18 protein-coding genes are annotated in these 22225 nt (G+C 64.2%); 8 read left to right on the top strand and 10 right to left on the bottom strand.

Features of this window, described 5'->3' with window-relative positions; genetic code table 11:
* Window positions 1-126 precede the first annotated feature (126 nt).
* The 3 genes from MFF62_RS20745 to MFF62_RS20735 are packed head-to-tail and all read left to right on the top strand — an operon-like array spanning window position 127 to window position 2777.
* Window positions 127-1404 carry an MFS transporter gene (locus MFF62_RS20745; RefSeq protein WP_238265130.1) on the top strand — a complete coding sequence of 426 codons (1278 nt, stop codon included), beginning with the start codon at window positions 127-129 and terminating at the stop codon, window positions 1402-1404.
* 47 nt (window positions 1405-1451) lie between these two features.
* Window positions 1452-1841 carry a cupin domain-containing protein gene (locus MFF62_RS20740; protein WP_238265012.1) on the top strand — a complete coding sequence of 130 codons (390 nt, stop codon included), beginning with the start codon at window positions 1452-1454 and terminating at the stop codon, window positions 1839-1841.
* Between the two features lie 36 nt (window positions 1842-1877).
* Window positions 1878-2777 (top strand): N-acyl homoserine lactonase family protein, encoded by a 900-nt coding sequence (locus MFF62_RS20735; RefSeq protein ID WP_238265011.1) that lies wholly within the window; start codon window positions 1878-1880, stop codon window positions 2775-2777.
* Window positions 2778-2847: 70 nt separating this feature from the next.
* Here MFF62_RS20735 and MFF62_RS20730 read toward each other — a convergent pair whose 3' ends face one another.
* The 4 genes from MFF62_RS20730 to MFF62_RS20715 all read right to left on the bottom strand — a co-directional run bounded on the left by MFF62_RS20730 (window position 2848) and on the right by MFF62_RS20715 (window position 7317).
* The gene (locus MFF62_RS20730) at window positions 2848-3528 is read right to left on the bottom strand and encodes a GntR family transcriptional regulator (protein WP_238265010.1); all 681 of its coding nucleotides are present in this window, start codon (window positions 3526-3528) and stop codon (window positions 2848-2850) included.
* Between the two features lie 182 nt (window positions 3529-3710).
* Entirely contained in the window at window positions 3711-4634 is a 924-nt protein-coding gene (locus MFF62_RS20725; protein WP_238265009.1) for a 2-dehydropantoate 2-reductase, read from the bottom strand.
* A gap of 30 nt (window positions 4635-4664) precedes the next feature.
* Window positions 4665-6002, bottom strand: a complete 1338-nt coding sequence (locus MFF62_RS20720; protein WP_238265008.1) for an MFS transporter — start codon at window positions 6000-6002, stop codon at window positions 4665-4667.
* A 124-nt stretch (window positions 6003-6126) separates the two neighbouring features.
* Window positions 6127-7317, bottom strand: coding sequence for a mandelate racemase/muconate lactonizing enzyme family protein (locus tag MFF62_RS20715; protein ID WP_238265007.1), 1191 nt, complete (start codon window positions 7315-7317; stop codon window positions 6127-6129).
* A 219-nt stretch (window positions 7318-7536) separates the two neighbouring features.
* Between MFF62_RS20715 and MFF62_RS20710 the strand changes: the two genes are divergently transcribed.
* Window positions 7537-9570, top strand: coding sequence for an FUSC family protein (locus tag MFF62_RS20710; protein ID WP_238265006.1), 2034 nt, complete (start codon window positions 7537-7539; stop codon window positions 9568-9570).
* Window positions 9571-9579: 9 nt separating this feature from the next.
* Here MFF62_RS20710 and MFF62_RS20705 read toward each other — a convergent pair whose 3' ends face one another.
* Together MFF62_RS20705 and MFF62_RS20700 are read right to left on the bottom strand one after the other, a co-directional pair.
* Window positions 9580-9876, bottom strand: coding sequence for a putative quinol monooxygenase (locus tag MFF62_RS20705; RefSeq protein WP_238265005.1), 297 nt, complete (start codon window positions 9874-9876; stop codon window positions 9580-9582).
* A complete protein-coding gene (locus MFF62_RS20700; RefSeq protein ID WP_238265004.1) occupies window positions 9876-10553 on the bottom strand; it encodes a type 1 glutamine amidotransferase domain-containing protein in 678 nt (225 codons plus the stop codon). The genes MFF62_RS20705 and MFF62_RS20700 overlap by 1 nt, the downstream gene beginning before the upstream one ends.
* 127 nt (window positions 10554-10680) lie before the next feature.
* On the opposite strand from MFF62_RS20700, the gene MFF62_RS20695 reads away from it, so the two are divergent.
* On the top strand, window positions 10681-11583 hold the full coding sequence (locus MFF62_RS20695; protein ID WP_238265003.1) for a LysR family transcriptional regulator: 903 nt from the start codon (window positions 10681-10683) through the stop codon (window positions 11581-11583).
* A 26-nt stretch (window positions 11584-11609) separates the two neighbouring features.
* Here the strand turns inward: MFF62_RS20695 and MFF62_RS20690 are convergent, their stop codons facing one another.
* From MFF62_RS20690 to MFF62_RS20675, 4 genes are read right to left on the bottom strand one after another with little or no spacing between them, the layout of a single operon-like run.
* Window positions 11610-12887, bottom strand: a complete 1278-nt coding sequence (locus MFF62_RS20690; RefSeq protein WP_238265002.1) for an NAD(P)/FAD-dependent oxidoreductase — start codon at window positions 12885-12887, stop codon at window positions 11610-11612.
* 11 nt (window positions 12888-12898) lie between these two features.
* Entirely contained in the window at window positions 12899-14131 is a 1233-nt protein-coding gene (locus MFF62_RS20685; RefSeq protein ID WP_238265001.1) for an ABC transporter substrate-binding protein, read from the bottom strand.
* A 58-nt stretch (window positions 14132-14189) separates the two neighbouring features.
* On the bottom strand, window positions 14190-15821 hold the full coding sequence (locus MFF62_RS20680) for a hydantoinase B/oxoprolinase family protein (RefSeq protein ID WP_238265000.1): 1632 nt from the start codon (window positions 15819-15821) through the stop codon (window positions 14190-14192).
* Between the two features lie 2 nt (window positions 15822-15823).
* Window positions 15824-17845 carry a hydantoinase/oxoprolinase family protein gene (locus MFF62_RS20675; RefSeq protein ID WP_238264999.1) on the bottom strand — a complete coding sequence of 674 codons (2022 nt, stop codon included), beginning with the start codon at window positions 17843-17845 and terminating at the stop codon, window positions 15824-15826.
* A 202-nt stretch (window positions 17846-18047) separates the two neighbouring features.
* Here MFF62_RS20675 and MFF62_RS20670 point away from each other — a divergent pair, with 202 nt between their 5' ends.
* The 3 genes from MFF62_RS20670 to MFF62_RS20660 all read left to right on the top strand — a co-directional run bounded on the left by MFF62_RS20670 (window position 18048) and on the right by MFF62_RS20660 (window position 22224).
* The gene (locus MFF62_RS20670) at window positions 18048-18830 is read left to right on the top strand and encodes an IclR family transcriptional regulator (protein WP_238264998.1); all 783 of its coding nucleotides are present in this window, start codon (window positions 18048-18050) and stop codon (window positions 18828-18830) included.
* Between the two features lie 177 nt (window positions 18831-19007).
* On the top strand, window positions 19008-19919 hold the full coding sequence (locus MFF62_RS20665) for a LysR substrate-binding domain-containing protein (protein ID WP_238264997.1): 912 nt from the start codon (window positions 19008-19010) through the stop codon (window positions 19917-19919).
* A 259-nt stretch (window positions 19920-20178) separates the two neighbouring features.
* A complete protein-coding gene (locus MFF62_RS20660; protein ID WP_238264996.1) occupies window positions 20179-22224 on the top strand; it encodes a hydantoinase/oxoprolinase family protein in 2046 nt (681 codons plus the stop codon).
* Window position 22225 lies beyond the last annotated feature (1 nt).

Below are 22225 nucleotides of genomic sequence, written 5' to 3'. Positions count from 1 at the left end.
CGAAGAACGCGCTTACCTATCTAAATCCAAGATAGGTCATATCTCGATATTTCAGTTCTCGGGATTCGCTATTGCACATAGCCTTCAGTCATCTGCAATAGCGATGGGCGCATGGCCATGAGAACGATGAACAACCCGGTATCTGCAGGCGGTGCGCCGCTTACGGCGGCGGACGCCGGAACCGCTGTGATCCCGGGATATGCGCAGCGCAACGTCAGCTATTGGCGCAAGAACCTGATGGTGTGTGTGGTGGGCTCCTTCACGACGGCCGTGAGCCTGAGCATGCTGCTGCCGTTCCTGCCGCTCTACGTCGAGCAGCTTGGGGTGACGTCGCAGCAGGCGATTGTCCAGTGGTCTGCCGCCGCCTTTGGCGCGACGTTCTTCGGCACGGCGGTTACCGCGCCGCTGTGGGGGCGCCTTGCCGACCGCTATGGCCGCAGGCCCATGCTGATCCGCGCCGCCATCGGCATGGCGGTGGTGATGTCGTTGATCGGCCTCGCGCAGGATGTGAACCAGTTGGTGGCATTGCGGCTGGTTGCCGGCTTGATCGGCGGCTATGCGTCGGCGTCCATCGTGCTGGTCGGCACGCAGGCGCCGCGCGAGAAAGCCGGTTGGGCGCTGGGTCTGTTGTCCACCGGGGCGCTCTCCGGGAACCTGGTTGGCCCGCTGGTGGGTGGATTTCTGCCCGACCTGTTCGGCATCCGGGGCACGTTTTTCGTCGGCGGTGCGCTGATTGCAGCCGCCGCGATCGCCACCGTTACGTTGATTCGCGAGGATTTCCAGCGCGACGTCGATACGAAGGTGCCTGTACACGCAAGCGCCGAAGGCGCGGGCGGGGCGCCGTGGCCGGTCATCGTCGCACTGCTGTTCACCGCAATGATGGTGCTGGTGGCCAACATGTCCATCGAGCCGATCATCACGGTCTACATCGGCCAACTCGGTGTGCCGACCGCCAGCCAGGCCCGCATGGCCGGCGTGGTGATGGCGGCCTCGGCCTTCGGCAGCATGCTGACGGCGCCGCGCCTGGGCGCGCTGGCGGACCGGATTGGTAGCTGGAACGTCATTGTCGGATGCCTGGTGGCTACCGCGCTGGTGATGGTGCCGCAGGCGTTTGTCACCGAATGGTGGCAACTGGCGGTGCTGCGTGGCGTGATGGGCATGACCATCGCGGGGCTCCTACCGTCCATCGCCAAGCTGGTGCGGCAGTCGGTGCCGGAAAACCGTTCCGGCAAGACGCTCGGCTACCTGCAATCGGCGCAATTCTCGGGCCAGGTCGTCGGCCCGTTTCTGGGCAGTTCCGTGGCCACCTACATCGGGCTGCGCCCGGTCTTTGTCATTACCGCCGTTTTCCTGCTGGCCTGTGCGCTCGTGAATTTTCGCGTTCAACGCGCACGGGGCAGTTAATCCCCCTGAAGTACCGCAATAACAACTATTTATCTGGAGAAGACACCATGAAATATCCAAGCCGATCCCTGGCCGTTGTCGCGGCCGCGGCCGTTCTGCTGGGCGCAGGTAGCAACGCGTTTGCCCAGAAACGAACGGCGCTGCAGACCATCGATTTTCCGCCAGGGTACGAGACGGTCAGCGTGATTGCTGAACTCGAACCCGGTCAGTGCACGACCCGGCATGCGCATCCAGGGATTGAAAGTGCCTATGTGCTCGAAGGCGCGGCGGTGGCGAAGTTCGACCACAAGCCTGACCAGATTCTTGTGGCGGGACATCCACTGCAGTTCGGGCAGGAAGAAATGCATAACGTCTGCAATACCGGCACCACGCGGTTCAAGGCAATTGCTCACTATATTGTCGAGAAGAACAAGCCGCTGGTGCTGCGTGCGCCCTGATCACCCACTCGATTATCTTCACCAGGAGAATTGGTAATGCTGAGGCAAACAAAAGTGGCGGTGGCATCCGCGGTGATGTCGTTGCTGTTCATGCTGGAAGGCGCCCCGGTTGCGCACGCGGCGTCCGCACTACCGGACGCAACCCGGGCCGGCGTGGCCGACAGGCTGTACCGCGTGGACTGCGGCCGATCCCTGGCCAATGACGAGTCGGTCTGGACGCCGGGCCGGAACGTTGGCAAAAGCGTCGAATTCTCGTCGACCTGCTGGCTGGTCAAGCATGGCAAGGATTGGCTGCTCTGGGATACCGGCGTGCCCGAATCGGCGTACAACGATCCCAAGGGCTGGTCGACGCTGCCGAAACTGATCGTCTATCACCTGGACAAGACGCTGACGGCCCAGCTCGCGGAACTCGGACTCAAGCCGGATGATGTTGGCCGCGTGGCCATTTCGCACACGCATGGCGACCATATCGGCAATGTGAGCCTGTTCCCGAACTCGACGATTCTCATGCAGAAGGCCGAATATGACTGGATCCATTCGCCCAACGGGACGAATGAAAACGTCAACCAGTTGATGGCGCTGGCGCGCAAGCTGATGGGAAAGCCGAAGGACCTGAAGCTGGTGGAGGGCGATACCGACGTTTTCGGCGACGGCAGCGTGACGCTGGTGGCCACGCCGGGCCACACGCCGGGTAGCCAGTCGCTGATGGTTCACCTGAAGAACACAGGCTTTGTGATTCTGTCCGGCGACGTGGTGCATCTGGAAGGTAACTTCGAGCACAGCATCGTGCCGTCGCTGAATACCAGCAAAGCGGATTCGCTCGCGTCGATGGAAAAAGTCAGGAAACTGATGGCCACCTACAAGGCGAAGCTGTTCATCAACCATGACAAGCATCAGACCGAACAGCTCAAGGTGCTTCCCGCGTATTACGACTGAGGCGACTGAGGTAACTAGCGCCTGATGAATGACGGCGCCGATGCTCTGGAAGCATCGGCGCCGTTCCGCTTCATATTTCCTGAAACTCGCCTTGCGCCTGCAATACGTTCACCAGGCGTTCGCCATGCATCTGCGCATAGTCATGGGCCAGTTTTTCGGCTTCCGCCGTGTCCCCCTGCAGGATTGCCGACGCCATATGCTCGTGCTCGGCATATATCGCCTCGGAATACTCCATCAGTTTTGTCGTCATGAGGATGTAGAGCATCACCGGGTCGCTGATCAATCCGTACTGGACGATCAGCCGGCGATGGCCCGACAGCGCGACAACCGTCTTGTGAAAAGTCAGGTCGGCCTCGGCGATGCGCCTGCGATCTGAATCGGCGATAGCGGATTTCAGCTCCGCCAGTGCCTCGCGCAGTTTCTTGCGGCCGGCGTCGTCGATACTTGCGGCGGCAAGCTTTGAGGCCATGCCTTCCAGGTTGCTGCGCAGCGTGTAAAGCTCCCAGGCGTCTTCCGCCGACAGCGACACGACTTCCCATCCGGTATAGGCGTGCTGGATCAGAAGACCTTCACTGGCCAGGCGCTGCATGCCGGCGCGAACCGTGGAGCGCGACAGGCCAATCTGTTTGGCCAGCGCTATTTCGGTCAGCCGGGAACCGGGCGCGAGGTCGCCAGAAAAAATGGCGTCGCGAATCCAGTCGGCGGCTTGCCGATCCAGGCTGCGTTTGTCGATTTCAATGCGAGTACTCATAGATGCTTGACCGGAAACGGAAACGCACCCGAACCAATCGTGGAGCGGGTGCGAGGCGCTAGCCTGGGCTGCCAGACAAGGGCGGATGACTGGCATCATACCGCCCGGCGGAGGCGATTGTTAATTGTGGGCAGTTAATCCCAGGCGGCCGAGTGGAGCAAAAGTGCCTTTCAAGGCATGATTTATTGAGGAATCAGCCTTCCTGTCGCCCGCCGTAGATCGTAGGCTTGCAGGTTCAGCCAGCAAATCCGATGGACGGTTTCATCCAGGCCATGCGCCCGGATGCGCGAGAGCATGTAGCCGACAATGTGCTCGCCCTCGATGGCCGACTTGCGTTCCAGGTCGCGCAAGATCGACGGGACATACGCCGATTCCTTGTTGGCGAACAGCGCCCGGTATTCCGCCAGGAATGCGTCGGTCATCGGATATCCCTCACGGGCGGCGACCTCGGCGTGAACCGCCAGCACCTGATAGAAGAATTCAGTACCGCCGGGCACCGTGGCAATTTCACCGACGCTGGCGCGTAGCAGCGTAGTCACCGTAGCAACCGTGGAGAGATGAACGAACTTCTCCCACAGGTTATGCATGATGTCCGGCACGGCACTGGCCTTGACGCTGTCTTGCGGAAATGCTCGCTGCAGGGCCAGCACGCGGTCGCTCATCACGCCCGACTGTTCGCCGAACTTGATATAGCACCAGTCGTTCAAATGCTGAATCGTGCCTTCCTTGTCGAGCGCGACGATGATTTTCGCCAGCCCGCCGAGTACGCGCTCCGCACCAAACTCCGCATTGAGCTTGTCGATATGCGCCATGCCATTCAGCAACGGCAGCACGGCGGTATTCGGACCCACCGTGGGGCGAATGGCTTCGATGGCGGAATCGAGGTCATAAGCCTTGCTGGTCAGCAGCACGATGTCATAGTGCCCGTTCAGCTCCTGCTGGGTGACCGTTTTCACGGTGGCCTTGAAATCGCCGTATTGGCTGCGAATGTTCAGGCCATCGCGTTCGAGAATGGCGCGCCGCGCCGGGCGCACGAGAAAGGTGACGTCCGCGCCGTGCTGAACCAGCCGGCCGCCATAGTAGCCGCCGATCGCGCCGGCGCCCAAAACCAGAATTCGCATGATGTCTCCTTTTAATTAAACGCGAGCGTCGCCCTTGAGCAATCGCTGTGGCATGGCCGTCAGCAGCAGAATCGCGCCCAGTACCAGCGCTATCGCAAACGTGTACAGGCCGTAGTTCAGGGATCCGGTCGTAATCTTGACCCAGCCGAGCACGGACGGGCTGGCGAAACCGCCAATCAGTCCAATGCTGTTGATAACGGCAATACCGCCGGCCGCACCGGACGCGGACAAGTATGAGGTGGGAATCGTCCAGAACAGCGGCATGGCGGTCAGGATGCCGAGCGTGGTAATCGAGAACACGACCAGCGCGACCACCAGGCTGGTATGGACAAACGTTACGGTGACCAGCCCAATCGCGGCAACGATCATGCCCAGTGCCACGTGCCAGCGGCGTTCGCCGGTCTTGTCGGAATGCTTGCCGACGATCACCATGCCGACGCACGTCACCACATAAGGAATCGCCGACAGGATGCCGATCTGCAGGGGATTGGTCACGTGATAGCTGCGCACCATTTCGGGCAGCCAGAAACTGATGATGTACAGGCCGGCGGCGATCGTGAAGTAAATCATCGACATGGCATAGAGTCGCGGATCGCGCAGCGTTTTCGCGAACGAATGACCATGACCATGCGCGCCGTTTTCACCCACTTCATGGATCAGGATCTCTTTTTCCCGCGCCGTGAGCCAGCGGGCATCTGCCGGCTTGTCAGACAGCACAAACATCACCAGCACGCCGAGAATAATCGACGGCACCGCCTCGATAATAAACAGCCATTGCCAGCCATTCAGACCCGACGCACCGGTCATGTTGACCATGATCCAGCCGGACAGCGGGCCGCCAATCACACCCGATACCGCAATGGCGGACATGAAGAGCGTAATGATCTTTCCACGCATGGCGGGCGGGTACCAGTACGTCAGGTACAGCACGATACCGGGAAAGAATCCGGCCTCGAACGCGCCCAGGAGAAAGCGGGCCACGTAGAACTGCGTGGGCGTGCTGATAAACGCGAAGCTCGCCGAAATGCATCCCCACACGACCATGATCCGCATCAGCGTCTTGCGCGCGCCAATCTTTTCGAGCAGCAGGTTGCTGGGCACCTCGAACAGAAAATAGCCGAGGAAGAAAATGCCGGCCCCCAGACCGTAGACGGCGTCCGAGAACGCCAGATCCTGCTTCATCTGCAGCGCGGCAAAGCCAATATTGACGCGGTCCAGGTAGGCAAAGACATAGCAGATGAAAAGGAACGGAATAATGCGCAGCGTGACCTTGGCAAAGGTTTGCTTCACCTCGTCACGCGTGTGCGAAGGCGCCGCGTGCTGCCGCGCGGCGGGGGTGGAAACTGTCATCATGATCCTGCTCCAGCCATTCGAATGGTGGTGATATAGGCGGCTCCCGAGGGGAGGTCGGTCGCGCCAGCGCGCGACGGTCTCCACCTCCTCCCGGGAAGTGATCGGTATTTAGGATTTGAAGGACTTACAGGCCCAGATGGCTGCGACGGACTTGCGGCGGATGGGCGCGCAGCGCTTCCTCGATGGGATCGCAACCCCAACCCGGGGCATCCGGCACCAGAATCCCGCCACGTTCGATTTGCGGCGTGCTGGTAAAGAGTTCGTCGTCCCAGGACAGCCGGTCCACGTCCACTTCCATGACGCGCAGATTCGGCACCGCCGCCGCAAAATGCACATTCATCATCGTGGAGAGATGGCTGTAGAAGTTATGCGGCGCGATATTGACGTCGAACGCATCGGCCACGTTGGCAATCTTCATCGCCTGCCAGACGCCATTCCACACCGCATCGACAATGGCCACATCCATGGACTGCGCCTGGAAATAAGGCAGGAACTGGCGCACGCCAAACAGCGTCTCGCAGGCCGCGATCGGTGCGTGACTGCGCTGGCGGATATACGCCATGGCGTCCGGGTTGTAGATATCAAGCTCGACCCAGAACAGATCGAAATCCTTGATCGCATTGATCAGCGAAAGATAACCCTCGGTGCGCGCGTTGAAATTCAGGTCCACGAGAATATCGACGTCCGGGCCGGCACCGTCGCGCAGCGCTTCCAGATGCGCCCGCAGATTCCGGATCAACGCCTTGTCGACGTTCAGCGACGGCGCATAAGGCGAACCAAAACCGGCCATCCACTGGCGCGGCTTGCCATTTTCATCGACAAACAGATTCGTCTTCAGCGCCGAAATCCCCGACTTGCGTGCGTCTTCACCGGCCTTCTTCACTCCATCCAGATCGACAATGGCCGGCGGATACAGCTTGGGATGGCTGATCCGCCAAGTGGCGCAGTGCGACCAGTAAATCGGCACGCTATCCCGATGCTTGCCGCCCAGCAGCTGATAAACCGGCAGCCCCAACGACTTGGCCTTCGCATCGAGCAAGGCATTCTCGATCGCACCAATCGCCTCGGCACTGAGCCCATAAGGCGCCGGCCGTAACGACGCCGCCAGCCGGCCATACGCTTGCTCGTGGTCGTACACGGACTTGCCGATCAACCGCGCACCGAGCTGCTCGATCACACCGGTCAACCCCGGCGGCCCAAACGACTCGTCGTACTCGCTCCAGCCAACCGTGCCGTCAGACGTCACAACCTTCAGAAAGTAGTAATTACGCCACCCAGCGTCGCAGGCGATGGTCTCAAAGTGCTCAATACGCATGTTTTCCTCGTTTCTAGGCTTGCCAACAATTGATTGTTAACAATTAACCATGAATTTAGGCGGGGTGAGAGGGAGGGGCAAGTAACGTAAACCCGGGGGTGGGGGAGGGAGCCTTAGGCGCCTCCGCCGTTGTCTAGAATGGGGAGGCGGAAAACTCCCCGCACGTCGTCAGCGTCAGCAAGCCAACAACTCAGCGTATTCAGCGTATCGGGGGGTGCCATGCCCATGATCGGTAAGATCGTCTCCCAGGTCAGCCGTCGCACCCTCTGGTCAGAAGGGCATGTGTTCGCGATCACGCCCGAGCGCATTGCGATCACCGAGGGCATCCACGCGGCGCTGGCGATGGCGCCAATGCTTTGCGCGGCGGCGCTACTCGGTCGTCCCGACATCGCGTTCGGCGCGGTGGCTGCGTTCTGGACCTGTCTTTGCGACCCCCAGGGATCAAAGTCGTCGCGCCTGAAGTCGATGGGCATCTTTGCCGCGCTCGGCGCCGTCGTCTTGCCGATGGCCGTTTATGGTGCCCATTGGGGCTATGCGGCCAGCATCCTCACCCTGTTCGTGCTGGTATTTCTCTGTGGGCTGACGCGGTCCTACAAGCCGTCGCTGGGGCCAATGCCGGCGCAGGCGGGACTGATCGCCTCGCTCGCGGTTGTCATCGGCATTGCAACGCCCGAGCCACTGGCCGGTGCCCTGGCCCACATGGGCTACTTCCTGCTGGGATCCGCCTGGACCATCCTCTTCTGCGTGTTTCTGTGGCCCATGCCGTTTCCCCAATCGGCATGCCTGACGCTTGCCACGATCTTCGGCAGGCTCGAGGACATGGCGGGCTTTCTCGAATCGCTGCGGCAAGGCGACATGCAGACGGACGCGCAAGGCTGGACGGCGTTCGACACGGTCTACCGGCGTGGCGTGCGTATGTCGATCGAGCGCGGCAGGGCGCTGGCGGCGCATGACGTGCGCAACCACCCCGTGCTGGGGCGCGGCATCGACGCTGCGGGCAGGGTGTTTTCGGCGCTGATCGCCATGGGACATTGCCGGCGCGAAGGTGCCTCAGGATATGACGCGCCTTCGCAGGCCCTGCTCGCGGAACTGCGGAGCCTGCTGCAAACGGTGACCGGGCAGGTCCAGCAACAACTCCCGCAGCCCGAAGTCTTGCGCGCGCAGGCCATGGCGTTGATGCAGAAGACGGCCGGCTTGAACGATCCGGCGTCGCGCGCCGTTGCCTTTGCCGCCACCGCTATCGCGCGGCTGGCAGACCGCGATCAATCACTCGCGGCCGACCGCCAGGCGCCATCGACCGCGCCTGCCGGTGCGATGGGGATCGATGCATTGGTGTGGCGCCATGCGCTGCGGGTGGCGGTGGCGTCGGTGCTGGCCTACATGATCGGCACGTGGTTCAGCGTCACCTTCGCCTACTGGGGCGCAATCGCCGCCATTGTCGTGACCCAGCCTGTTTCCGCCAATACCTGGCTGCGCATCCTGGAGCGCGCCTGCGGCACGCTCGTCGGCGGGGCGATGGCGGCCGTGCTGCTGACCCACCTGTCCGATCCGGTCGCGATGATCCTGGCGATCCTGCCGCTTGCGGTCATCACCGTTGCACTGCGGCTGGTGAACTACGGCCTGTTCGTGGTCTTCCTGACGCCAATGTTCATGATGCTGTCGGACTTCATTCATCCCGCCAACGGCCTGGTGATGGCGCGCCTGACCAATGAATTCGTGGGTGCCTGCGTGGGTGTGGCGGCGAGTTTCCTGCTTTGGCCTGACAAGGAGAACAACGCCCTGAAGTCAGCCCTGTCGGCGGCCATCGGCGCCAACATGGCGTTTGCGTCGGCGGCGCTGCGGATGGCCGGTGACGCCGATGACTCGCTGGATCGGCTGCAGCGCGAGGCCGGCATGACGAGCACGCGGCTCGAAGTCACGCGCGAGCGCATGCTACTGGAAGGGCAGTGGCGCTCGGTGAAGCTGGAACAGCTTCGCGAGGTGATCGTGGCGCTGCGGTCGGTATGCGGGGCCGCCGCCGTGATCGAGGTGCTGCGCGCCGGCGAGCCGGACGCCCATGCCCGGCAACGCGCCGATCGCTACGATGCGATAGCGGCCTGCATGCTCGACGCGCTGGCATCGGGCACGTACAGGCAGCCGGCTTGCGCGCCTGAGTCGTCCGCCGACGACCTCGAACAGGGGATCCGGCATCTGGTCGAGGTGTTCGAGATCTACCTGGCGGACACGCCGGCACCGCGGCGAGCCGCCACCTGACCGCAAGTCTCAAGCTGGCAACAGCTCGACCTGCCTGTCGGACAACAACGGGATGATCCGTTCGACCACCAGTTCGCGGTAGTGCGGCGCCTGGCGATGGGCTTCGATGGCGGCGTTGTCGCGATAGCGTTCGAGCAGCAGCAGCGAGCCCGGCTCATCCGTGTTGCGGAACACCTCGTAGCCCAGGCACCCGGGCTCGGCCAGCGACTGCTTGCGCAGCGCACCGACCAGTTCGAGTACTTCGGCCACCCGTGCTTCGTCCATCCGCCAGCGCGCGATGACGACGATCTGTCCTGACGCGCTCATCACTTGGCCTCCGTCAGTGCGGCGACGATGGCTTCACCCACCGCGGTGCCCGATGCCGGATTCTGGCCCGTGATCAGGCGGCCATCGACCACGAGCTTGGACTGCCACGGGTCGGTCGACGAGTACTCGGCGCCTGCCGCGCGCAGGGCGTCTTCCAGCATGAATGGCACGTCGGCCTTGGCGTAGCCGTCTTCTTCCGCGTTCGAGAACGATGTCAGCTTGCGGCCCTGGACGAGCGGGGTGCCGTCGTCGAGATTGACGCCGAGCAGCGCAACCGGGCCGTGGCACACGGCGGCGACGATCTTGCCCCCGTTCCAGGCGCGCAGCACGGCGCGCTTGACGTCCGGGTCGTTGGCGATGTCGACCATGGGGCCGAGGCCGCCGGGGAAGAAGATCGCGTCGTAGTCGAGTACGTCGACTTCCGACAGCTTGCGGCTATGTGCCATGCGGCGGATGGCCTGGCTCTGGCTGAAGGCGTGCTGTGCCGGGTCCGTGTCGTCGTAGCCGTCAAACGGCGGGTTGCCACCCAGCGGCGACGCATATTCGACGGCGATGCCGGCGTGGTCCAGCACTTCGTACGGATGGGCAACCTCGGGGTAGAAATACCCCGTGGCGCGCTTGTTCGGTCCGATCTCGGCGGCGTTTGTCAAAATGAACAGTACATGCTTGACGGTCATGATGAACTCCTTTTGGCTTGATGTCGTCCCGGTGGATCGGGGTTGAAGGAACTGTAGGCTGTTCCCGATGTGCCGAGTAGGTATCGTCGTGTTGACACATTGGCTTATCGAATAAGACAATAGGCGGATGGACACGAACAGCACGATCCTCGACGAACTACGCGCGATGGCGATCTTCGCCACCGTGGTGCGCAGCGGCAGCTTTGCCGGTGCCGCGCGCACGCTGGGCCTCACGCGGGCGGTCGTCAGCCATCACATCCGGGCGCTCGAAAACCGGCTTGGCGTGCCGCTGGCACAGCGCAGCACGCGCAGCTTCAGCCTCACGCCAGCCGGGCAGGCATTCCGCGTGCATTGCGAGCGGCTCCTGGACGAGGCGGTGGACGGTATCCGCAGCATGGAACTGATGCGCGCCGAGCCACGTGGCGAAGTCTGGCTGACCTGTTCGCATCATTTCGGCACCAAGCGAATCTTGCCGGCGCTGGTGGCGTTTCGACGCCGCTATCCGGCCGTGCGTCTTCATGTCGCGATGTCGGACGCGAACGTGGATATCGTCCATCACGGCGTGGAACTGGCCGTGCGCGCAGGCCCCCTGGCCGACTCGTCGCTGGTGGCGCGCCCCCTGCTGCGAGAAGTCACGATGCTCTGCGCGGCGCCGGCCTACCTGCGCGCGCATCGTGCACCGGCCTCGGTCGACGAACTGGAACACCATCGCTGGGTCATCTATCCGCCCAGTCAGCGCAGCACGGCGGTGCGCGTCGATGGCCGGGACATCGACATCCCGGTGCAGGGCGACGTCGTGACCGACAGCGCGGCGTCACGGCTCGCCTTCGTGCTGGCGGGCGACGGCATTGCGCGGCTGCCGGCCTACGATGCGGCGTCGCTGCTCGCATCCGGCGACCTGGTACGTGTACTGCCCGAGGTGGAAACCGCGCCGCTCGAAATCTTCCTGGTGCATTCGAAGAAGATCGGCCCCAGCGCGCAGCTCCTGCGCGACTTCCTGCTCGACAACGCGCGCGAGGAGAACTGGTAGGCCAGCCATCGCGCTCGCCTAAACGCCTACGCGATCTTGTCGAGCAGGCTGTACCACGCCACGCCGGCGGCGATGTACAGCCGTTGCAGGCCGTGGAACGGTATCGGCTTCAACGGAGAGACCGGGAACGGGATGGGCGCCGGCCCGCCCGCCATGCGCGTGGCGAGGTGCTTGCCAAGGCTTGTGCATAGCGCGATGCCGCGGCCGTTGCAGCCCACCGCCATCGTGATGCCCGGCGCGGGCTCGTGCACATGGGGCATGAAATCGCGTGTCACGGCGATGCGGCCGGCCCAGCGGTACTCGGTTTCGAGCGGTCCCAGTTGCGGGAAGAGCAGGGCGACGGAGCGTTCCAGGTGCGCGAAGTCCCGGGGGTGGCTGGGATCGGTGAAATATCCGCGCCCGCCGATGAGCAGGCGCCCGGTGTGATCCTTGCGGAAGTAGAGCAACAGACGCTGAGAGGTCGATGCAGTCTCGCCTTTCGGCAGGATGGTCCCGGCGGTGCCGCCGGGCAGCGGGCGCGTGGCGACGATGAAGCTGTTCGCGGTCAGCAGCGTCTGGCGCAACCCCGGCCAAAGTCCGTCGGAATAGCCATTGGTGGCGATCAGCACGCGCTCGGCCCGCACTGTGGCGCCCGTGTCCAGCGTAGCGATCCAGCTTCCGCCCTGCCGGGCGAGCGAGCGTACGCGGGTATTGCCATGAATCGCGGCGCCCGCCTGGCGGGCGGCACGTGCCAGGCCGTGGGCATAGGCCAGCGGCTGGATGGCGCCCGCGCGCCCGTCGAGCCATCCGCCCGCAAACGCGTGGGTGCCTACGCGACGCTCCACGTCCGCGCGGTCCAGCATGTCGACCGCGACGCCTCGGCGCTGCCACTGTCGCGCCCGCGCGTGCAATGCGGGAACATCCCGCTCTGCGTACGCCAGTTGCAGCCACCCGTTGCGCACCGGATGGCAGTCGATCGCGTGGCGCGCGACAAGGCTGAAGACCAGGTCGGCAGCGCCCGATACGGCGTCGATCAGCGCTTCGGCCTGCGTGGCGCCGAGCTGCCTGACCAGTTCATCCGGATCGTGCTTGAGCGATGGATTGACCTGGCCCCCATTGCGCCCCGAAGCGCCCCAGCCCGGCGCGTTGGCCTCGACCAGGCAAACGCCGGTGCCAGCCTCGGCCAGATGCAACGCGGCCGACAATCCCGTGTAGCCACCACCGACGACCAGCACATCGGCCGTCGTGGACGCGGTGAGTGCCGGGAAGACAGGCGCCGGTGGCGCGGTTTCGGACCACAGGGACGGGCCCATCGGCGACGCCATCCGTCGTCTCCTCAGTTGGACGGGTTCTTGAAGACACGGCACTGGCTTTGCGCTACCGGCAGGAAAACCTCGTCGCCGGGCAGCGTCCGCTCCAGCGCGTACAAGTCCCAGTCGCCCTTGGACTCTTGCGGCGTCTTGACGCGGAAGTAGTAGTAGTCATGCACCATGCGTCCGTCCGGGCGCAGCTTCGGGTTGCGCACCACGTCATCCTGGATCGGCAACTGGTGCATTTTTTTGATCACCGTGCGGGCATCGTCCGAGCGCGTGGCCGCCACGGCCTTCAGGTAGTGATAGACCGAGGAGTAGACCCCGGCATGGGTGAGAGAGGGCGGCCCCTTCTTGTAGCGCTCCATGAAACGCTTGCTGAAGCGCCGCGTGCCGTCGTCGATGTCCCAATAGAAGCTCTCGGGAAAGCGCAGTCCCTTGGCCTGCTCCAGGCCAATGCCCTTGATCTCGTAGATCGTGGGAAAGAATGCCGCCTGCAGCTTCTTGGCGGAGAGCTTGAACTCGCTGGCGGTCTTGATGGCGTTTGCCGCATCGGCGCCCGAGTTGGCGAACGCCACGACATCGGCCTTCGACTGCAGCGCGGCGATGACTTGCGACGACATGTCGCTGCTGTTCAGCGGATGCTTGGACTCCCCGACGGTGCGTGCGCCGATGGCCTCCAGCTGCTTGCGCGCCTCGGCCACGGCGGCGTTGCCATACGCGTAGTCCACCGTGATGAAGTACCAGCCTTGCCCCGGCTTGGCCAGCCCCTTGATGGCGGCGGCGGTCTGCGAGTAGGTATCCCACATCCATTGCACGGTGTAATCGGGCTGGCATTCCTCGCTGGAGATGCGCACCGGGCCGCCGGCGAACAGCGCCGCCTTGCCTTTTTGCACGGCAAGGTTCGACATGGCGAGCGCCACGGCGGAGTTCACCATGTCGGCGTAGACGTCCACCTTGTTGATGTCGGCCCATTCGCGCGCCTTGGCCAGCGCGATGTCGGTCTTGTTCTGGTGGTCGGCCGTCAGCAATTCGATCTTCAGGCCCTTGCACTCGCTGGCCAGGCAGTCGTCGATCGCCATTTGAGCGGCAACGACCGAGCCCTGTCCCGAGAACTGCGAGAACGCGCCGCTCATATCGGTCAGCAGGCCAATCCTGACCGCGCCGTCCGAGATCTGCGCCTGGGCGGCGGACGTGGCCAGTGCCGCCGATACCGCCAACACTGTCAGGCCGGCCTTGCGGCCTGGTTTTGCTTGCATGATGTTCGCTCCCCGATGTGACTGTTGGTCTGCGTGCTTGTCTGCGTGTCGATCCGCGCTACTGTGCCGATGCCATGCCGTTCGCGATGTCAGCCTCGATCAGCGCCGGGTCTCGCTCGGCCGGATCGCCGTAGCCGCCACCGCCGCCCATGAAGACCTTGACGCGGTCGCCGCGGTTGAGCGTCACCATCGACTTCGACGCGAGCCGTTCGGTCACGCCGTTGCGCGTGAGTTCGCAGTAGCCACGCTGGCCTTCCTCGCCGCCGAACAGGCCCTGGGGCGCGTAGCGGTAGCGGTCGGCATAGATGGCGAATACGACGCCGTCCTTGAGCACCGAGTATTCGCGGCTGAACCCCGCGCCGCCGCGATGCTTGCCCTGGCCGAACGAATCGGCCTCCAGCGCATAGCGTTCAAGCCGGAAGAAGTCGTACTCCATGTCCAGCGCCTCGGCGGGCGTGTTGGCGCAGTTGGAAAGCGGCGAGTCCACGGCGTCGCAGCCGTCACCGTGCAGGGAGCCGCCATAACCGCCGCCGAAGATCTCCAGGTAGACGCTGTAGCCTTCGCCGCGCTGCAATGAGAAGCACGCGGCGGTCAGGGTGTCGAACCCTGTGGCAATCACCTTCTCGGGGGCGACGGAGGACAGCGCGCGCATGATGGCGTTGTAGATGCGGTAGTTGGCTTCGAGCCGAGCCCGTACGGGCGAGGGCGGTGCCGGGTTCAGGATCGATCCGTACGGCGCGCTGATGCGTATCGCACGAAGAATGCCATCGTTGAACGGAATGTCAGGCGAGGTCAATATGGACTTCACGCAGGTTACCGCCGCCGACACCGTGCAGGAGAACGGCGAGTTCAGGTTGCGGCGCACCTGGGGGCTGCTGCCAGCGAAATCGATGTCGACCCCGTCGCCCGACACGGCCACCTTGACCTTGATATGCAGCGGCTCGTCGCTGGTGCCGTCGTCGTCGATGACGTCTTCGCCGTAATAAACCCCGTCGGGCAGTTGGGCGATGGCGGCACGGAAGCGCCGCTCGGAATAGTTGGCCATCTCGGCCATGACGTCGGTCACCATGGTGTCGCCATACTTCTCGCAGAGCTGCGCGATGCGCGCGGCGGCGATTGCGTTGGCGGCGAACATGGCATTCATGTCGCCGATGGTCAGGTCCGGTACGCGGATGTTGGCGCGCACGAGCTGCTCCAGCGGTCCGCCATTCCAGTCACGGCTTACCGACCACCGCGTGAGCGGCAGGCGCAGGCCTTCCTGGTAGATGTCGGTGGCGCCGGGGTCCAGGCCCGGCGCGCCGCCGCCGAAGTCGATCTGGTGTGCCACGCTGGCCGAAAAGCCGACCAGGCGCCCCCGGAAGAAGATCGGGCAGAAGATGTAGACGTCCGGCAGGTGCTGGCCACCCGAGTACGGGTCGTTTGTGATCATGAAGTCGTCCGGGCCGATCGTTTCGGCCGGAAAGCGCTGCAGGCACTGCTTGAGCGTCATGCCGATGGGGCCAAGCTGGATCGGAATCAGCTCGGCCTGGGCGATCACGTCGCCGTTGACGTCGGCGATGGCGGCGGAGCCGTCGCTGGCTTCACGAAGGATGGTCGAGTAGGCCGAGCGGATCAGCTTGATGCCCATTTCGCGCGCGGCGGCCAGGATGCTCTGGCTGATGATGGCGTTGTCGAACGGGTTGACGGTCATGCTCAGGCCTCCTTGGCAAGGATCAGGTTGGATTGGGCGTCCACCGCTGCGGTCCAGCCCAGTGGCACGAGTACGGTCGTGGTGTAGTCCTCCAGCACGGCGGGCCCCGGCAGCGGGGCCGCGTGCGGTGCGAGGCCCGTCACCGGCTCGCGCCGGCACGGTGTCCAGCCCTTGCCGTCATAGAGCGCGTGCTCGCCGCGCGCCATGGCGTTGCCGGTCGTCTCGCCGGTGGTGGCAGGCAGGTGTGCCGTGGCCACCGTGGCGCCTACCCGCAGCGCAACGACCTCGATGGGGCGACCGGACTTGTCGCTGTGAAAGTAGATACGGTGATGGGCGTCGACGAACCCGGACTCCAGCGCGTGGCGGTCCAGGGCTTGCAGGCGCGTGGCGTCGAGTTCCAGCGGTACCTCGAACGCCTGCCCCACGTAGCGCATCTCGAGCGTGAAGCTGAAATCGAGCCGCTGGTCGAACGCCATGTTGGTGAACTGGTCCTGGAGCTGTTGCTGCATGACCGCGAAGCGTTCGCGCAGGGCGTCGCAGGTATCGTCGTCCGCCTGCACGCGATGCGTCATCGTCTCGTACTTGATGAAGTCGGACGCCAGCAGGCCGTGCGCCGAGGTGACGCCCGGATTGGGCGGCGCCACCACCAGCGAGATACCCAGTTCCTCGGCGATCTGGGCCGCCTGCATTGGTCCGGCGCCGCCAAACGGCACCAGCACGTAGTCGCGCGGATCCCGGCCCCGTTGCGTGGAGACGAGCTGGATGGCGCGCACGATATTGGCGTTGGCCAGCCGCACCGCGTTGTAGGCCACGGCTTCCACCGGCAGGCCGAAATGGCGGGCCAGCTCGTCGAAGGCACGGTGGGCGGCCGCCACGTCCAGCGTCATATGCCCGCCAAGGAAGGCTTCCGGCTGTACCGTGCCCAGCACGACATGGGCGTCCGTAATGGTCGGGCGCGTGCCGCCACGGCCATAGCAGGCAGGCCCCGGCTGCGCGCCGGCGCTTTCCGGGCCCACGCGCAGCATGCCGCCGTCATCGATCCAGATCAGGCTGCCGCCTCCGGCCCCGACCGACACGATGTCGAGGACCGGCGTGCGTACCGGCAGGCCATCGATTTCCGTTTCGGGCGCCAGGGTCGGTTTGCCGTCCTGCACCAGGCAGACGTCAGAACTGGTGCCGCCCATGTCGAACGTGATGATGTCCCGGTAGCCAGACTGCAGCACTTGGCGCACGGCGCCGACCACGCCGGCGGCGGGGCCCGAGAACAGGGCGCTGATGGCGTTGTCGCGCATGGCATCGGCCGGCAGGCGGCCGCCATTGGACTGCATGACCGAGAATCGGCCGCGGAATCCGTCACGGGTCAGGGCCGCCGTCAGCCGCTGCAGATAGCCGGCGATCACGGGCTGGACGAAGGCCGACAGCGTGGCGGTGCTCGCGCGCTCGTACTCGCGGAACTCGCAGGCCACCTGGTGCGAGCACGTGACGGAGATAGCCGGCAGTGCCGTGCGGATCATCGCGGCCAGGCGCTGTTCGTGCGCCGGATTGCGGTAGGCGTTCAGCAGGCAGATCGCCACGGCGTCGAAACCGCCGGCTTCGAGTTGCGGCAGGACTTCGGCGCGGAACCGGGCTTCGTCGAGGGCTGCCTCGACCGAGCCGTCGGCCAGCACGCGCTCATGGGCTTCGAAGCACGCGCTGCGCTGCACGGGCGGGGCCGGCTTGCGGTAGAACAGGTCGTAGATCTGCTTGCGGTCGTGACGCTGCAGGAAAAGGATGTCGCGGAATCCGGTCGTGGCCACGAAGGCGACCTTGCCGCCCTTGCGTTCGAGCACCGCATTGGTGGCGACGGTCGAGCCGTGCGCGAAGTCTTCGATCCGCGAGACATCGATGCGGGCGGCGCGCAAGGCGTCGAGTACCCCGATGTCCGGCGATGCCGGCGTGCTCGGCACCTTGATGACCTGGATGCCCCCATCCGTGTGGGCAACCAGATCCGTAAACGTCCCACCTACCTCGACTCCTACTCTCATGGCTTTTTCCCTATCGATCATGGACCGCTGGCAACAAGCAGGCGATGTGTCGTTCTGCACAAATCGTCTTTTGAATTTAATCGCTATGCGATACACTCAATCCGCATTGCGATGAAAAAGAGTCTAGGATTCTCTGTGCAATCGGTAAACGTATATGTGTAATCGAATATCGATAAAGTTGTAACCGATATAGGAGTCTGCAATGGACAGCGCCAGCAGGAATTCGCCGATGTTCAACCAGTCGGTCGAGAAGGGCCTTGCGATCCTGGCGGCCTTTGGCTCGCGCAACCGGCTGATGAGCCTGGGCCAGATCGCCGAGACGGTGGGGATCACCCGCAGTTCCGCGCAGCGGATCGTCTTCACGCTGGAGGCGCTGGGCTACGTCGCGAAGGATCCCCATACTCGCCGCTATGAACTGGCGACGAAGGTCATGGAGATCGGCTGCAACTATGTGGCGGCCAACACGCTTATCGAGAGTGCCAATCCGTTCCTGTCGGCGATGAACAGCAACTGCGACGAAACGGTGTCCCTTACCGAGCCCTGCGGGACGAACATGGTCTACGTAGCGTCGTTCACCAGCCGCAAGCCGATCGTCGCGCATATGGCCATCGGCAGCCGCATGCCGATGTACTGCACGTCGGCGGGACGCGCCTACCTGGCCGGCCTGCCGGACGACGAGGCGCGCGGACTGCTGGCGGCGGCGCCGCTCAAGCCCATTACCGCCCATACGGTCACCGACCCGGACGCGATCCTGGCGCAGGTGCGCGAGAGCCGCGCGCGGGGCTACTCGACCAACTTCGAGGAATACTGGATTGGCCACCTGAACGTGGGAGCGCCCGTGTACAACAAGGACGGCCGTGCGGTGGCGGCCGTACATGTGGTGGCGCCGAGCAGCCGGTGGACGCAGGAAGACGTGGTGGGCAAGCTTGGGCCCATGGTGCGCGAATGCGCAGGGGCGATCACGAACGCCGTGCGCGCGCATTAGGCGCGGGGATGGTGCGTTGCCGGCCGCCGACGCACGCATGGTGCACCAATGCGGCGCCACGGATGCGTCCGGCGTCGCACCACGGCTTCGGATTTGCTTGGGGTTTTCGCTTCCTTGAGCCGGGCGTAGCCCCGGTGCTACGATCGCCGTCGATTTGTTCCCCGCACCATCCACCTGATGAAACGTATTGGCCGACGCCACCTGCCGGCGGTATCGAACCTGCTGGCGTTCGCAACGGCGGCACGCCTGGGCAGTATCACGCTCGCCGCACGCGAGATGCATCTCACCCAAAGCGCAGTGAGCAAGCAGCTTTCCGAGCTGGAGCAGTTCGTGGGGCTCAAGCTGCTGGACCGCACGACCAATGGCATCGTGCCGACCGTGGCCGGCAAGGAATACCTGCGGCGCGTCACGCGCATCCTTGACGACCTGGACGACGCCACGGCCGACCTGATGGCCACGCGCGGCGAGACCGGCAGCCTGAACCTGTCCGTCGTGCCTTCGTTCGCATCGTTCTGGCTGCTGCCGCGCCTGTCCGATTTCGCGAAGGCGCACCCCGACATCACGCTCAATATCACGACCCGTACCGGTGTACCGGACCTGAACGAGGAAGGGCTCGACATCGCGATCGTCACCAACGCCAACCCGCCTGCGCGTTATGGCAACGACCTGGTCATGGGCATCGAGGCCTATCCGGTCTGTGCCCCGTCGCTGGTGGCGGACCGGCCCGTGGCATCGCTGGCGGACGTGGCGAACCTGCCGCTATTGCACCAGTCGCTGTTCCCCGATGCCTGGAGCGAATTCCTGCAGGCGCAAGGCATCGAAGGCTCGCGCTTCTCGGCCGGGCCGCGCTACTCCATCCTGTCCCTGGGCTTCCAGGCCGCCGTCAGCGGGCTGGGCTGCGCACTGCTCCCCGACTACCTGACGGCCCAGGCGATCGAGCAGGGCACGTTGGTAAAACTCTCGGACGCGTACTACCGGCCACAGCAGTGCTACTACCTGCTGTATTCGCCCGACCGCATCGAGGCGCCCGGCATCTCGGCCTTCCGCACCTGGCTGCTCGCCTCCATCGGCCAGCCGCTACCCACCTAGCCATCCCACCTGCCAGGGGGTCTTCCCCGGGGCCGTCATGGGGTCTGAAATTCTGGAATGACGCCCTGAAAAACGATCAGTTGTTCGTCATTCTGGTGACAACTACATTCCCACCCACAGCACGGCGACAGCGTTCGACGAACGCAGACCTCCCGCCGCGCTGTGGCGACCATCCCGGGAATTGCGGTGTCATTTGCAGCGGCATTTGCAGTGATTGGATTGGTCCCGCCATTGGCAATCAACCTGTTGGGACAATCACATGGGTTATCGAATTGGTGTGGATATTGGTGGCTCGTTCACCGACTTTGCGGTACTGAACGAGGAAACGCTTCAGGTGCAGGCGTTGAAGGTGTTTTCGCGGCCGGACGAGCCTGGTGCGGAGGTCATTACCGGCATTCGGACGCTCACCGAGCGCTACGACATCGACCCGGCGGACGTGACGTATTTCACGCACGGCACCACGGTAGGCGTAAATGCGGTGATCCAGCGCAAGGGCCTCAAGCTTGCGCTGTTCGTCACCGAGGGCTTCAGCGACGTGCTGGAACTGGGGCGCCTGAAGTTGCCCAGCATGTTCAACCTGTTGTCGAAGCGTCCCGCGCCGCTGGTGCCGCGCGAGATGGTGTTCGGCGTGCGCGAGCGGCTGTTCCGTGATGGCTCAGTGGACGAGCCGCTGGACCTCGACAGCGTGGCCCAGGCCGTGGAGCTTGCCCGCAAGGGTGGGGCGCAGGGCATCGTGGTGTCGTTCCTGCATGCGTACCGCAATGCAGCGCACGAGCAGGCGGCCTGCGACATGATCCGCAGCCTCGCGCCGGAGATGGCCGTCTTCAGCTCGGCAAAGATCTGGCCCATCGTGCGCGAATTCGAGCGCACCACCACGGCCATCATCAACGGCTACGTGCAGCCGCGCGTGGAGCACTACCTGACGGCCTTCCAGAAGGCGCTCAAGCAGGCCGGCGTGCAGCCCGAGCCGCGCGTGACCAAGTCCAACGGTGGCGTTATGACGGCCGAGCAGGCCAAGCGCGAATGCGTGCAGATGATTCTTTCGGGCACGGCGTCTGGCGTGATCGGCGCGGCGTTCGTGGCCAAGGAATGCGAAGTGCCGGAGTGCATGAGCCTGGACATCGGCGGCACGAGCGCGGACGTTGCACTGATCGTGAACGGGTCGCCGCAGTACGGCATTGGCGAGTACATCGGCGAGCACCAGATCTTCATTCCGTCGGTGTCGGTGACGTCGATTGGCGATGGCGGTGGTTCCATTGCGTGGGTGGATTCGCTCGGTGTGCTGAAGGTAGGCCCCGACAGCGCGGGCTCCAGCCCCGGCCCCGCATGCTTTGGCCGTGGCGGCGAACGTCCGACCATTACCGACGCGTTTGCCGTTTGCGGCATCGTGGGCCAGGGAGAGATCGGTTTCAACGCGGTCAAGATCGATGTGGAACGTGCGCGGGCAGCCGTCGGCACGCTGGCCACGGCGCTGGGCCAGACCGTGGAAGAGACCGCCGAGGCGATCATCAACATTGCCGTCTCGGGCATGTTCGCCAAGGTCAGCGGCCTGGTGACCCGGTTTGGCGTGGACCCGCGCTCGATGGCGATGCTGCCGTTCGGCGGTGCCGGCCCGATGATGGGCTGCCTGCTGGCGCGCGAGCTCGAAATGACCGAGATCATCGTGCCGCTGGTGCCGGGCGTGCTCAGCGCGATGGGTGGCCTGATCGCCGACCTGAAGAACGATTTCATCAAGACGGTCTACGAGGACCTGGAACCGGAAACCGTGCCGGTGCTGCAGGACGAGTTCCGGCGCCTGCGCCGTACGGCCGTCAACTGGCTGCGCGAGGAACAGGACTATCGCGGCGAAGCGCAGCTCGTCTACTCGGCCGACATGCGCTATCGCGGCCAGTCGTACGAAATCGAAGCGGTGCTCGACGAAAAGGCCATCGAGGCGGGCGATTTCGCGGCGCTGCGCCAGGCCTTCCACGATGCCCACGAGAAGCTCTATGGCCACAGCGACCCCGATGCAGCGATCCAGATCGTCAGCCTGCGGCTGGTGGTGAGCGGCAAGACGCCGCAGCCGAACATGCCGCGCATTGCCGAAGGCAGCGGCAGCCCGACCCCGGTGGCCATGGTCGATGTGTGGTCCGACGGAAGCTGGCGCAAGACTGCGGTGTACCGGCGCGCGCAACTGCTGGCCACGCAGGTGTTCACCGGCCCGGCCATCGTCACGCAGGACGACACCACCACGTTCGTGCCGCAGCACATGCAGGCCCGCGTGGACGCATTCGGCAACTTGCGCATTTCGGCCAACCAGGAATAAA

Source organism: Cupriavidus pauculus, from assembly GCF_022179805.1.
GTDB classification, from domain to species: Bacteria; Pseudomonadota; Gammaproteobacteria; order Burkholderiales; family Burkholderiaceae; genus Cupriavidus; species Cupriavidus pauculus_E.
This window is presented reverse-complemented; position numbering and strand designations above follow the sequence as displayed.